The organism is Pseudoalteromonas sp. OANN1 (assembly GCF_024124685.1).
GTDB lineage: Bacteria > Pseudomonadota > Gammaproteobacteria > Enterobacterales > Alteromonadaceae > Pseudoalteromonas > Pseudoalteromonas piscicida.
In genome coordinates this window covers 1-14047 of the sequence record NZ_JAMXSE010000009.1, presented here as the reverse complement: position 1 = coordinate 14047, position 14047 = coordinate 1, and the positions used below count along the sequence as shown (strand labels likewise).

10 protein-coding genes are annotated in these 14047 nt (G+C 41.8%); 6 read left to right on the top strand and 4 right to left on the bottom strand.

What is annotated here, in order from left to right; genetic code table 11:
- Window positions 1–195 precede the first annotated feature (195 nt).
- On the top strand, window positions 196–387 hold the full coding sequence (locus tag NH462_RS09725; protein WP_081629149.1) for a hypothetical protein: 192 nt from the start codon (window positions 196–198) through the stop codon (window positions 385–387).
- A gap of 25 nt (window positions 388–412) precedes the next feature.
- Here NH462_RS09725 and NH462_RS09720 read toward each other — a convergent pair whose 3' ends face one another.
- Together NH462_RS09720 and NH462_RS09715 are read right to left on the bottom strand one after the other, a co-directional pair.
- Complete coding sequence (locus tag NH462_RS09720; protein WP_017216467.1) at window positions 413–2650, bottom strand: bifunctional diguanylate cyclase/phosphodiesterase; 2238 nt, start codon at window positions 2648–2650, stop codon at window positions 413–415.
- 264 nt (window positions 2651–2914) lie between these two features.
- On the bottom strand, window positions 2915–5584 hold the full coding sequence (locus tag NH462_RS09715; RefSeq protein ID WP_253105555.1) for an insulinase family protein: 2670 nt from the start codon (window positions 5582–5584) through the stop codon (window positions 2915–2917).
- 286 nt (window positions 5585–5870) lie between these two features.
- On the opposite strand from NH462_RS09715, the gene sixA reads away from it, so the two are divergent.
- The 5 genes from sixA (at window position 5871) to NH462_RS09690 (ending at window position 11263) form a co-directional block, all read left to right on the top strand.
- The gene (sixA, locus tag NH462_RS09710) at window positions 5871–6332 is read left to right on the top strand and encodes a phosphohistidine phosphatase SixA (RefSeq protein WP_010374744.1); all 462 of its coding nucleotides are present in this window, start codon (window positions 5871–5873) and stop codon (window positions 6330–6332) included.
- A 556-nt stretch (window positions 6333–6888) separates the two neighbouring features.
- Window positions 6889–9192 carry a TonB-dependent receptor gene (locus NH462_RS09705; RefSeq protein WP_010374746.1) on the top strand — a complete coding sequence of 768 codons (2304 nt, stop codon included), beginning with the start codon at window positions 6889–6891 and terminating at the stop codon, window positions 9190–9192.
- Window positions 9193–9275: 83 nt separating this feature from the next.
- A complete protein-coding gene (locus NH462_RS09700; protein ID WP_010374748.1) occupies window positions 9276–9575 on the top strand; it encodes a hypothetical protein in 300 nt (99 codons plus the stop codon).
- A 27-nt stretch (window positions 9576–9602) separates the two neighbouring features.
- Entirely contained in the window at window positions 9603–10256 is a 654-nt protein-coding gene (locus NH462_RS09695; RefSeq protein ID WP_253105554.1) for an HAD family phosphatase, read from the top strand.
- 167 nt (window positions 10257–10423) lie between these two features.
- A complete protein-coding gene (locus NH462_RS09690) occupies window positions 10424–11263 on the top strand; it encodes a DNA ligase (protein ID WP_010374752.1) in 840 nt (279 codons plus the stop codon).
- Between the two features lie 80 nt (window positions 11264–11343).
- Here NH462_RS09690 and yeiP read toward each other — a convergent pair whose 3' ends face one another.
- On the bottom strand, window positions 11344–11913 hold the full coding sequence (yeiP, locus tag NH462_RS09685; protein WP_010606026.1) for an elongation factor P-like protein YeiP: 570 nt from the start codon (window positions 11911–11913) through the stop codon (window positions 11344–11346).
- 83 nt (window positions 11914–11996) lie between these two features.
- Window positions 11997–13328: a tetratricopeptide repeat protein gene (locus NH462_RS09680; protein WP_045962665.1), complete on the bottom strand. Its 1332-nt coding sequence runs from the start codon at window positions 13326–13328 to the stop codon at window positions 11997–11999.
- Between the last annotated feature and the right edge of the window lie 719 nt (window positions 13329–14047).

Sequence of the window (14047 nt, the reverse complement as noted above, 5' to 3'; positions counted from 1 at the left end):
ATGCTATACCTCTAAACAGTCCGCTATTAAATTAAATAATACAAAAATATGCAACAATAATTTCTTCATTGATTAAATATTAAACGTTGTGTAGACTCATCGGCCGCATTAGTAAATAGTATCGAAATGTGATGTTTCTTTCCTAATAAAGAATGTTTTAGTTTTCTTAGTGAATTAAAAAACCGAGGAGTATCAGTGGCTTTTGGAATAATTTCAGCTTTATGTGCGATGGTAATGTATCTTCAAACTCTATGGACTGGAATGCCAAGAAAACGCTGGTTAAGTTTGGCTGTAGTAACAGGTCCCGCGGCGTTAATTCTGTTTCGAGTGCACTATCGCAGAGCGTGGATGCGTCGCTGCGCAAATTTAGTTAGTTGGAAAGCGTAAAGTGGTTAGGTCAAATTAAGCTAGGCTATTGCACGAGTTGTAGGTTTGGCTTTTCACTTGGGATATGTTGCTTTAAAAATTGTTCAAATTCACTGCTTGAAAGCGGCTTTGAATAGTAATAGCCCTGAACTGTTTGGCAATTTAGCTGTTCTAAAATATTGAGTTGTTCTTCATTTTCAACCCCTTCCGCAACAACGTGAAGATCCAAGTTATGCGCGATCGTGACAATAGAGTCAACCATGTTTCTACCGCGCTCGTTACCCATATCATCGATAAATGCCTTATCGACCTTGAGTGTATTTAGCGGAAATTGCTTGAGATAAGCCAGTGACGAATAACCAGTACCAAAGTCATCCATGGCTAAGTGTATCCCTCTAGCACTAAGTGAGCGCATTATCGAAATTGCTTCTTTTGGATCGTCCATCACCGTTCCTTCTGTGATTTCTAACTCAAGAAAATAAGAAGGAAGTTGATTTTTTTGCAAGATAATGTCGATACGAGTGGTGAGATCCGGCAAACTAAACTGTTTTGCTGATAAATTAACCGCAACTCTACCATTGAACAGTCCTTTATCAATCCAGCGCTTTACATCACGGCATGCTTTGTCTAAAACGACTTCACCAATTTCGATGATCTGTCCGGTTTCTTCTGCGATAGGGATGAATACACCAGGACTTATCACCCCCTTTTTTGGGGTAATGAAACGGACAAGCGCTTCCATGCCAACCAGCTCGCCAGTTTTAATATTCATTTTCGGCTGATAGTAGACAACGAAGTGATCTTCTTTGAGGCCATAGCGCATCAGGTTTTCAATTTGCAGACGCTTAACCGCTTGCTCGTTCATGGAATCATTAAAGAATAAATAATGGTTACCCTTTTGTTTGGCATGATACATAGCGGTATCTGCATTTTTCAGCAGACTTTCAGGAGACTTACCATCTTCAGGGCACAGTACAATTCCAACAGAAGAGGTGATCACTAACTCGTGATTAGCAATTTTAAAAGGTGTCGCAATCGCTGCTAGAAATTGTTTTGCTGTACGTGTAATCGTGTGAATATCATTGGTGCCTGAAATCACCAGTGCAAATTCGTCACCACCTAGTCGGTAGAAGGTATCTTGTTGGCGAGCAAGTTTATTTAGCCGCATTGCCAGTTTCGCAAGTAGCGTATCACCTAACTGGTGACCTAGCGAATCGTTGATCTTTTTAAAGTTATCTAAGTCAAAGACAAGTAGGGCATGGTGCGTCCCTTGTAATGACAACTTTTGTAAATTGGTAAAGAACAAGTTGCGATTGGGAAGACCTGTCGTACGATCGCGATTAGATAAATTGTGGAGTTGAGACTCTGCTTTTTTACGCTCGGTTAAATCAGAGTACACAACCACATAGTTACTGATCTGACCGTGGTTATTTTTAATTTCATCAATCGTAATTTCGATAGGTAAGAGTACATCTGCCGCATTACGCAGTTTGAGCTCTTCTTGCCAATGCTCTGTTTGTTTAAGCTGAGCCTTTACTTGAGCAACAAACTTATTGTCATAGCCTGGTAAGCTAAAATGTTTATTCAGATAGTGTTCCCGTTGACCACCAAATAATTTAAGGTAGCTTGGATTTAGGTCGACTAGATTATAGTGCTTGTCGTAAATTGCGATTGCGTCAGTCAGCGACTCTACGCATTTTGCAAACAGGTTTAGCCTTTCCTCGGTGCTTTTAAAGTGGCTGATATCGCGAACCGTACCTGTCATTCTTAGCGGGTTAAGATTGGCATCTTTCTCGATAATTTTGCCTCGGTCTAACACCCAGTGATACTGGCCTAGTTCATCTTTAATACGATAGCTTGCTTCGAAGAATGGTGTCTTTTCTGCGAAGTGCTGTTTCATCAGCTTTTCTACGATTAATAGGTCTTGTGGATGGATCCTATGCTGGTTGGGGATGACGCTGCCAGGCTTCGCAGAGTTCATGCCGTATTTGTCGTTGATCCGAACAATTTCACCTGACTGAATATTCCAGTCCCACAGCGTATCGCCACTGCCTTCAATGGTACTTTTAAATCGTTGTTCTGAGTGCTTAAGTTGAAGAGTGGATTTTTTGAGTTGGTGATTTGACCAAACTAAGTAAGGAATGCTGAGCAGAGCAATCACGCATGGTACGAGCCAAGCTAACTGTGCACCTGTTAATACACTTGCGTCACTGGCGTAAATTACATGCGGAGTCAGTGATAAAAGTAGTGCATTGATTGTTATTGTTTTTATTTTTAGGCTCATATAATGCGTAATTCATAACTGCAATCTCTAATCTAAATCAAGCCATTGTAGTAGTCAAAAGGAAAACGTTGATTAAGGGGAAATTCAGGTTAATTGCGGTTTTTCACAACAGCGAAACAAAGTTTCAGATGAAATTCATTATGCTAAAGAGTGTGATTGCGTATTTTTTGAACTTTGATTAGGTTTCAAATGAATGGACTAGGTGAGAAAAGTCTTATTAGTCATTCAAAAGTTTGATAAGCACTCCTTGCTTACACTAAAACGCTAATTACACTTTAAAATCAGTCGCGGAGCATTTGGCTCTAACATTTTATCTATATAAGTAAGGATGTCTTCTAATTCCAAGTCGGCCAAAGCTTGGATTAATCTTTGCTGCATATCAAACTGGTGGAAGTCATTGGTAATTGAAATCCACAAACGCTGCGCCCTTAGCCTTAGATTTTTGTCTTGCTCCGATATATGTAGCAACAAGCTTTCTTTCGAACGTTGCCAACTCACTTCATCGAGCTGATGCAATTGTTTGGCAAAGTGCTTAAGAAATTGGTTGTGTCGTGCAAGTAGGTGTCCACTATCAAAGTTGGGAGATTGAATATAAAAAGCGATACCTGCACGTGTATTGAATGGTGCATACCCAGCGCCAACTAAATAACCAAGTTGTTCCTTCGTTCTTAATTGCTCAAAATAATCTTGATTAACGAGATTATTAATCGCCATCATGGTGACTTTTTCTTTAACGGAATCGGTACGTGATTGAAAATATTCAATGAAGGCATAATCACTGCCTTCGCGTTCGATATGTTGTTCCGTTAATTTCGTCAACTCGTTTAAGGGACGTTTCAAATCTTCTAAAATTTCGCTACTTGAAAATAGCCCGTGCACTGATGTTTTTAATTTTTCAGCATGTTTTAGTTGCCAGTTGCCATGCATGAAAGCTTTGACATGAATGGCTGAAAAAAACTGCTTTCGAAATAGTTGAAATTCGTTAAAACTGGCACTTTTAAGTGCGCAGGCTAAGTCTTCAGGACTTGGGTTCCAGGGCATCAAATGGGCACCAAGTCGGCTAAACAGTTCGCTAACAGGCTTATTCTTATTGTGATTCTTCCAATGGCGGATAAGTTGCTTTTTATATTCCGCAAAGCGAGCTGCATGGATTGGTTGATTCAGTAGCGCCTCGACTAGCTCTAAAACCAAGGTGATTTGATTACCAGTAAGCCCTGCGGTGTGAAGTGTTAAGCCACCTTGATGGGAATTAATATGATAACTAAGGCCGGCTAATTCTGCGCTATAAAAACGCTCAGCGACCGCATCCATAAAGAGATCGGCAAACAGGCGAGAGAGTGCCATATGCTTGTGACAAGTGACGGACGGGGCGGAATCTATTTCGAGATAAAAATGTCCTTTGGTGACTCTAAAAGTCAAATCCTGCTTAAACCAAAATTCAAATCCAGGCTGATCAGCTAGACGAATAGGCGTATCCTGTTCACTCTCTACATCATGAAGTGGGTTTTTCGCGCTGAGGTATGGATTAATTAGTGGTAGCGACATTTGTGGCAAAGGCATATGCACATTATAGAGCGACTCAATCCAATCTTTGGCTATTGGCGAGACACTGTATGGCGTGTTGTACCATTTAGCTTTTTTATTTACCTCCACATGAGGGTGGATAAGCACAAGGCGCATATTAGTAGGGCACAAATGCATCAGTAGTTTTTCGTGCTGCTCTTGAGAAAAGCCATCCATGCGATAATCACCATAGAGAAAATCTTCTTCTTCATAGTGGTGCATATTAACGCTGATTGAATTTACCCAGTCTAACATACGGCCGACTTCTTGGTTATCGAACGCGATATCTAGTAAAGTGCTTTTATCTTGATAAAGGCGTGGTAGTGCAGCGGTATTTTGCTTAATTAATGCTATGTACTCGAACAGCATTTCCACTATGTCTTCATAGTATTCAATCCCTTCATCGGTAAGTGCAAAGCTGATATTAAAATCTCTGAAATTACTACCCGTGATCCCACCACCAGCCGATAGTGCATTAATCCAACCTTGTGACTTGAGGATAGAATACAGTGAGCCTTTACCTTCATACCCTAACAAATGGGCTAAAAAGCTCACGCTTTTATGGCGGTATAAATCGGTAGGGTTGGGCATAGCAAAACTGACAATAAGTTTTTGCATATGTTTTCTAGGCTTTATTTGCAGTTCTAGCTGCAGGTCTTGCTCTCGGTACATAGGCGCTTGGATCGCTGGTTTTTGCGCTTTGCTGCCAACAATTTTTGTAAAAGGTGAGCAAAAGGTCGCAAGTGTAGCCAGCGGTTGTGGTGCAGCTATCACCAAAGTCATCCATTGGGCCTGATAGTATTGATTGAAAAATGCCCGTAATTCACTGGTAATATTACCATTACGATCTGCGAGAGTGTCTCGGGTACCAACAGAAAACTTGGCAAAAGGATGCTGAGGATTGATGGTTTCTTTATGAACTTGATAGATGCGACGGCCATCATCTTTGATTTTCATCTTAAACTCGGCATCGATGGCTTCACGCTCTTTTTCAGTATCGCTCTCGCTCAGCAGTGGAGACACAAAAAATTGGCTAAAGCGTTCTAACGCTTCGTCTAGTTGTTCGGCGTCGCAGTCAAAATAATAGCTCGAGTGCTCGGTACCAGTCCACGCATTGCTCTGGCCACCATACTGACTAATAAATTGCGAAAAGCCACCTGAGTCAGGGTGCTCTGCAGTACCAAGGAATAGCATATGCTCCAAAAAGTGCGCCATCCCTTGACGCGCTTCGGGGTCGTCAAAGTGGCCGACATTAACTGTTAATGATACGGCGCACTTAGCAGTTGAATCGTCATTGATCAACAAGACTCTAAGACCATTGTCCAGTGTTAGTAATTGGTACTGCCGACTATCATTATTACTCAGTTTCAATATGCTGCTGCCGATAAATTAGTTAAAAGATAACTGAAGGTAATTAGAATTTCATTTCATGTTAATCCTTCATTTGTTTTAATATAGCGAACAAACCAGTGAGATAGCTACCGGTTTAGAAGAAAATAATGCCAAGCTGCATATATGAGTAGTCAGCAAGCATAAGATCCCGGGTGTGAGTGGCGCAGAAGGGAAAGGCCATTAACGACAATAGGTTAAACGTGGATCTCATCATGCATAAGTCCGCATATATGTAGGGTGATATAAACAGAAGGTGCTGAACAGTATGAAGACTATCTTGATTATGCGTCATGGTGAAGCTGAACCCATGCAAGCCGACGATGCAAGCAGAAATTTAACCGAACAAGGATTACAACAAGCCAAGGATGTAGGTGAATGGTTGAAACAATATTTTGAGATAGACGCTGCACTTGTGAGTCCCTTCGTCAGAGCACAACAAACCGCGGAGCAAGTGCTTGCACTTCAAACGCCTAAATTTGTTGAAACCTGTTCAGACATAGTACCGAGTGGATCAGCACACACAGCTATCGATTATTTAGAAACACTTATCTCTATGTATCCAGCACACCAAACCTGGATTTTAGTCGCACATATGCCAATAGTTAGTTATTTGGTAGACCGTTTGTGTCCGGATACAATGCCTATCTTCTCAACTGCCGCGGTAGCTATAATTGAATACAATGAACAGACTGGCCGTGCTGAATTCACATCGATGCAGTTACCTTAAGCCTTTTATTTATAAGTGGCATAGAAAGGCTAAAACTTCCCTTTAATCGGTCTAATGTCCTCTTTTTAATTTTGTTTGAACTTTATCATTACACCGGTGTCATATCATTGGCATTGCAATCATGGTTTCCGATATGGCCAATACGTTTGTTTGGGCGCAAATTTGTATTGTTTAGGTAACCGGCACAGTTTCGACCACTGTGTTATGGTTCTGTTATCGGTAAAGATGGTTTTTTGGAACTTATATACCATTAAGTTTAAAGGACAATTGTCCGCTTTTTTGTGTTTTTTGTTGCTAAATGTTGTAAACTGTCAGCTAACGTCGCTGAAAGTTGCAAAAAATTTGATTTTTTAGTTCGGTTTATAAAGCAAAGTAGAAATTACCTGCTATAATTACCGCCGTCTCGTTCAGCCTTACAAAGTTGTATCGCACTCTCGACTGTAAGGTCCGCGTTATTATATTCAAATCGCGAAAAATTGAACGTTCACGCCAAGTGAAACGGCGCCCAAATTTTAAACCGTTGAACAAAGAGTGCACTAAAAGGTCGAAAACCAACATGAAAGCAATGAAAAGATCTACGTTAGCTACCCTTATTAATGCTACGTTGTTCTCTGCTGTGGCAGGTACTTCATTTTCTGCACTTGCTGAAGAAGAGCAAGCCAAAAAAAATCAACTAGAAGTTATTCAAATCACCGCACGTAAACGTGTTGAAAACGCGCAGGAAGTACCTGTGTCTGTTTCAGCGCTTCAAGGTGATAACTTGAATGCTTACAGCTCAGCGGGTATGGACATTCGCTTTATGAATGCGAAGATCCCAAGTTTATCGGTAGAATCTTCGTTTGGTCGTACCTTCCCACGTTTTTACGTACGTGGATTAGGTAATACAGACTTCGATCTAAATGCTTCTCAACCTGTATCTTTGGTTGTTGATGAAGTGGTTCAAGAAAACCCTATTCTAAAAGGCTTCCCTGTATTCGATATTGCACGTATTGAAGTATTACGTGGTCCTCAGGGCACGCTATTCGGTCGTAACACGCCAGCAGGTCTTGTTAAATTTGACACGGTTAGACCAAGCCAAGAGTTTGATGGCTATGCTGCTGTTTCTTATGGTAGCCGCGGCGCGGTAGACTTTGAAGGCGCAGTAGGCGGCTCAGTAACTGACCGTGTATCAACGCGTATTTCTGCATTGTGGCAGGAACAAGAAGACTATATCGATGTAAAAGCGCCAGGCTTCGAGAAAGAAGATTCTCTAGGTGGTTACAGCGAGCAAGCCGTTCGTGTTCAATTCCTATATGAAGGCGATGATTTTAACGGCCTACTTAACTACCACTATCGTGATTTAGATGGTCGCCCAATTGCATTTCGCGCAAATTTAATTGAAGCTGGCACAAATAACATTAACCCATTGTATGACAACGATGTGGTATACCACGATGCGGCCTCTCGTTCGACGCAACAGGTTGAAACTCAAGGTTTGAGTCTAAAACTTGAGTGGGATTTACCTGAGCATACTGTAACGTCAATTACTGCTTGGGAAAGTGCTGAAATCTATTCTCGTGCAGACGTTGACGGTGGTTACGGTGCTGACTTCCTTGGTTTCCAAGGCCCAGGTATCATTCCATTTGCTTCTGAAACAGCAGATGTTATTCCTGAACATAATCAGTACACGCAAGAGCTTCGTTTATCTAGCAACTTCTCAGGCGATTACAACTATCAGGTAGGTATCTTCTTATTTGAAGAAGATCTTATGATTGAAAGCTACAGCTTCGATACATTTGCATTTGATGCTGGCCTTGGTCAGTACGGTGCACAAAATGGTTATGCTTACCAAGATCAAGATACATCAGCATGGGCTGTATTCGGTTCTTTTGATTACACCGTATCTGATGATTTAAAAGTAACTGCTGGTCTGCGTTATTCTGACGATGAGAAAGAGTTTTACGCCAAGCGTACTAAAAATCCAACACCTTGGAACGGCTCTCCAGACGTACTTGATGGTACTGCTAACCCAAGCGATAGCCACGTAAGTTGGGATTTAAGTGCCACTTACAAGCTAACTGATGACGTAAACTTGTTTGGTCGCGTAGCTAACGGCTTCCGTGCTCCAAGTGTTCAAGGCCGTATTTTGTTCGGTGATGAAGTGACTGTTGCTAAGTCAGAAACTACTAACTCGATTGAAGCTGGTATTAAGTCAGACGTACTTGATGGCCAAGGTCGCGTAAACGCGACGGTATTCTACTATCAGATGGACGACCAACAGCTAACGGCTGTAGGTGGCGGCTCAAACTTCAACCGCTTAGTGAATGCTGATAAAACAACCGGTTATGGTTTCGAACTTGATACCGAATGGGTGTTAACGGATGAGCTAAATGCAACCTTTAACCTAAGTTACAACAAAACTGAGCTTGAAGATAAAAACTTAGCAGTAGCGGTTTGTGCGCAGTGTACCGTGACGGATCCAACCTATATGGTTGAGGGTGCTAACGGTCCAGAAGCTCGAGCAATTTTGGACGGTAACAGCTTACCTCACGCACCTGAGTGGATCGCAAACGCAACACTTCGCTACACGAAAGAGTTAGAAGGCGGCGAGTTCTTCGTCTATGGTGATATGTCTTACCGTAGTGAAGTAGACTTCTTCCTATACAAATCAGTAGAATTTGAAGGTGAAGCGTTGTTTGAAACAGGTCTTCGTACTGGTTATATGTGGTCTGAAGGCGATAACGAATATGAAGTGTCAGCCTTTGTTCGTAACCTATTTGACGAGCAAGTGGTTATCGGTGGTGTAGATTTCAATAACAACACCGGTATGCTAAATGAAGCGCGCTTCATTGGTGCTGAATTCAAAGTGAAATTCTTCTAATTCACGCTACAGTGATTATAATAGAGTAACTAAAGCCCGCATTAAGCGGGCTTTTTAATGAAATTTTTATGTTAGGAGTGGATATGTCAGGTTTTTGGAATTATCGAGTGATATATTGTGAAGCAACAAAAGACGAAGCGGCTTTATATCAAATCCATGAAGTGGAATATAACTTAAATGGGAAGGTAACGAATTGGTCTGAAACGGGTGCTGCACCTTTTGGTCGTTCGATGGAAGAGTTGCAAGCGGATGCAGATAGACTGAAGTCAGCTTTCGATAAACCAATTCTAAAAGTAATAAGACAGCCACGAGGCTATACATTAGTTGAAGTTGATAGCGGTGAAGAAGCCACTGCTGAGCCACCAGCAGGGATCAACGGTTAATTAATACAACCAAATTAAGGAGTGTAAATGCGTTTTCAGGCAGTTTTATTTGATTTTGACGGTACATTAGTTGATTCAGAAGCACTCCATTACCAAAGTTGGATGAAGGTGTTAGCCCCGTATCAGGTTACTTATACGGAGCATGATTTTTGTGATGAGTTTTCGGGTGTACCAACGCTTAAAGCCGCGCATATTCTTAAAGAAAGACACCAACTTGCGCCTTCTGCCGGCGATTTATGTGATGAAAAAAATGTCGTCTTTGTGGCAACTGCTGCGGAAGTACTCCCTAGATTGATGCATTTTGCAAAGCAAGTGGTTGAATTAACCTCAACGCGTTGTCCAATCGCACTCGTGACAGGAAGTAGCAAAGCAGAAGCGCTCCCTGTTTTACGACACTATCGGCTATTAGAGTTATTCTCTGTCATTGTGTGTAAAGACGATGTCGAACAGCCGAAGCCTCATCCAGAACCTTATCGCAAGGCGCTTGCTGCGCTAAACATTGCACCACACGAAGCCGTGGCTATAGAAGACACCTGCACAGGATTAACTTCAGCCAAGGAAGCTGGGTTAACCGCGGTTGTCGTGCCAAATGCGCACTCTAATAAACAAGATTTAAGTCTTGCTGATCATTCATTTACCGATCTCGAAGCGGTTTTTGACTGGCTTTGCCCTGAAAGCTAATACGGATTGCTATAAAGAGGGGGCCTTTTAGTCAAAGCTTGTTTGATTTTACAAACTTCGATTGTTGTGTAATCTTTAAGCATGAAATTTATTAATTTTTAATATCAGTGAACGTAAACAATGCACCTAGTCGCTGGTATTAAATATCCACTGCAAAGGATTATGCTATGCGATATTTACCATTCTTATTCTGTCTATTATTAGGTTTTTCCAATCTCCTTTATGGAAATGAAACCGACACAAAAATCCAGCTTGCTTCGGTATATCAAGGCAACAAAGATATTTCTAATTATCTTGTTAGTGAAAAGTTCGATGGTGTGAGGGCCATTTGGGATGGCTCTCAACTGCGTACGCGTGGCGGTCACTTAATTAAAGCACCAGACTGGTTCACGCAAGGATTACCTGATACTTGGTTAGATGGCGAGTTGTGGGCTGGGTACAATAACTTCGCTTTTGTGAGTGCGATTGCAAGGCGCCACGCCCCTAATAACGAACACTGGCGTCAAGTGACTTATTATGTATTTGACGCACCAAATTCTACAGAAATATTCTCTCAGCGCCATGAGCGTTACTTAAGCCTACTAAGCCATATTGAGTTATCACACATTAGACCCGTCAAGCAGCTATCATTTGGCTCAGTTGATGAGTTAAACGACTATTATCATGGTGTCTTAAAGCGAGGCGGTGAAGGTGTTATTTTGCATGCTAAAAATGCCAAACACGAAGATGGAAGAACAACCAACGTATTAAAATACAAGCCGTACCTTGATGACGAAGCTATCGTGATTAAGCATTTACCCGGTAAGGGAAAGTACCAAGGGATGATGGGATCGCTATTGGTGAGAGATGAACAAGGTATGGAGTTTAAAGTTGGGTCGGGGTTTAGCGACGAAGAGCGCGCATCACCACCACCGATTGGTAGTCAAATTACCTATCGATATCAAGGGTATACTAAGTTTGGTAAACCGCGTTTTGCGCGATTTTTAAGAGTAAGGCCAAAATTATAGAATGGCACTATTGCAAAGAAAGTTTGGGGATCTTTAGACGCTAGCGAGCACAACGGCTCGCTATCAAAAGTGCAATGGACTTATTCTGCACGGCCCATGAACTTAGATTCAGCAGTGTTGATCTTAATTTTGTCACCGCTTGAAATATGCTCAGGAACTTGAACAACAAGGCCAGTCGTTAATGTCGCAGGCTTTGTTCTAGCACTAGCAGATGCGCCCTTGATTGAAGGAGAGGTATCTTCAATCACAAGCTCTACGCTTGAAGGTAAGTCGATAGAAACAGGCATGCCCTGAACCACGACGATAGATAAACCTTTAGTTGATTCATCGATAAACAATAATTGCTCAGCAATAGACTCTTTATTTAGATGGTATGGCGTGTAGTCTTCATCATCCATAAACACATACTCATCACCATCTACATATGAAAGCATTGCAGGGCGGCGGTTAAGATCTGCAAGTGTCAGCATTTCTTCCGCTTTAAAAGTCTCATCTACTTTAGAGTTATCTACTACATCGTACATACGCATACGGTATAGGCTACCACCAGCGCGACCTTGTGGTACTGAACGCTCAATGTCACGAACAATCATTACGCGGCCGTTATACTCGATCGCGGCATGTTTTTTTATTTCACTTGCCTTTGGCATAGCTTAATTCCTAATACAAATAAAGTTGGCACAATATAATCATTTTTCGGCTTTTTGGCGAGTTTCAAAACTCATTCTGAGCCTCAAATACCGTATAAAGTCGTCATTTCTGAGTACTTGATCCCAAAGTGCTGGTCAAACCAACGGTTGATATAGTCATGCTCGGGCTCAAGCTTGGCACAGCGTAGAATATTTTCGCCTTTATTGCTGCCAAGTGCCTGTCCACAGTAATTTTGCTTCCAAGTTAGCGTAAGATCTTGAGAGAATTTTTTGAGTAGTTCGTCAAAGGTCTTTTCAGTTATCTGTGAAAGATTAAGAAAGTCTGGAGACAGTGGGGTGATATCAAGTTGTTCAAAATCAGCCTGATGCGCACGGGTTTTATTATGCTTACTATCGCTTGCACTGCCTTTGATATAACGATGGGCTAAACTCGCCTCATAATTAACGTTGATATCAAATTTCTCATCGTAGATGGTCACCGGGTAAGTGAACTCTCTTGTGACTTCTACGGTGTGCGTCTTATCTGAGTTATTTGGGTCTGGTCGTTCAACTTCCTGTTGATAATGCTTACGCTGGATATATTGATTGCTAGTGCGGTAATAGTCTGCATCTGCATATAGCTCTAATGAAAGTTGTTGACTGCCATCACTATCAAACCACAGGCTATTATTAAATGCCGTATTTAGACTTGAGATAAATGCGCCATATTGTCCTCTGATTGAGTTGCCAAAGCGCAAGCCAATATCGACACGATCTCGTATGTTCATCGCAAAATAACGACTTTTATCTTGGTTATCTACACGTAAACGTTTTGGAGTTTGCCACGCTAAACAGTATTTTTCCGTGAAACTTTTTAAATAGAAACGCTGCCCACTGACCTGTCCTGCAAGTTCATCACACTTTTTCTGCGCTTGCGTTCTTAGCGTGTCATAGTGGGTGCTCATGGCGCTTGCTAATTGCGCATTACTGATCAGATGGCGATAGTTATGTTCAAACAGCTTAAACTTATCGGGGTAGGGCGTATTTGAGAGTGAACGGGCTTCGTCGAGTAGCCATTGCCTCGCGTAATCTAGTTCTTCTCTTTGGGTATTTGCCATCGCGCCAGTCGGCTTCATTTGCCATTGTGCTTGGTTCTCTACGATTTCTTCTAGCCTAGTTGCAGCAGCGGTGTAGTTATTTGCTAAGCGCAGCATACGCACATCGATAAGTCCTTTATCTATAAGCTTATCTCGCGCCAGTGTTAAACCTTGTTTCGCTTCAAGATCCTCAGGGTCTTCCGCGAGTGCTTGTGAATAATATTCAGCAGCTTGGCGGTACATTCCCGCTTCGTAAAGTTTATTACCTTTATAAACCAGCGATTTACAGCCGCTAATAGCAGCCAATATTGCAATGATGATGGCGGTTTTCTTGATCATAATATCATTCCATTCGCGCAAAAAGTTCCATAAGCACAGTTATTGATTTTAGTATCCATTCGCTTAACGTACAGGCACACCCGTTCCTAAGCTTTTAACAGGCTTATAATACAGGGTTCTGGCGAAATCTACATCACTGAATTGTTAAGATTTTGTTTTGGGAGGTATTGAATCTCGCTGTGTTGGTTTGTTGTCCTCCTGACTGGTTTCGACGCCCATCCATGGGCTACGACATACTTTTCTTTGATGCCCAAAGAACAAGTATGCAAAAGAAAGGGCACTCCCAACATCACACTGACTCCTCAAGTAAATAGCCAATATGAACGTCACCGCGGTGTAAGGGCCATCCTTGGCCCTGTCACCGCTTTTCACGCATCCATGCGTTGAAATGACTCATTGGCAATTTACTTTCGGGTGTGATGAGGGAGACACAAGGCGCTGATAAATTCTTGTGGTGCTTGCAAGCAACTATGTTTCTGATGGCTTTGTGGACAGCTAACAGACAACTTATTTCCCCCTCCATCACACCCGAAAAGCATAAGTTGATATGCAATGTGCCGACAGGATGTCGGCCAAGTCTTGTCAGGCACAAGGACGTGCCTTACAAGACGGTTGCGATACCAATTGTATTAGGTAAATGAGCAATTTGAAGCGGAGAAATAGCTTTAGTAGCTAGGCAAAAATTTTGCTATTTAGTTGTTCTAAATGAGAAATTTTTA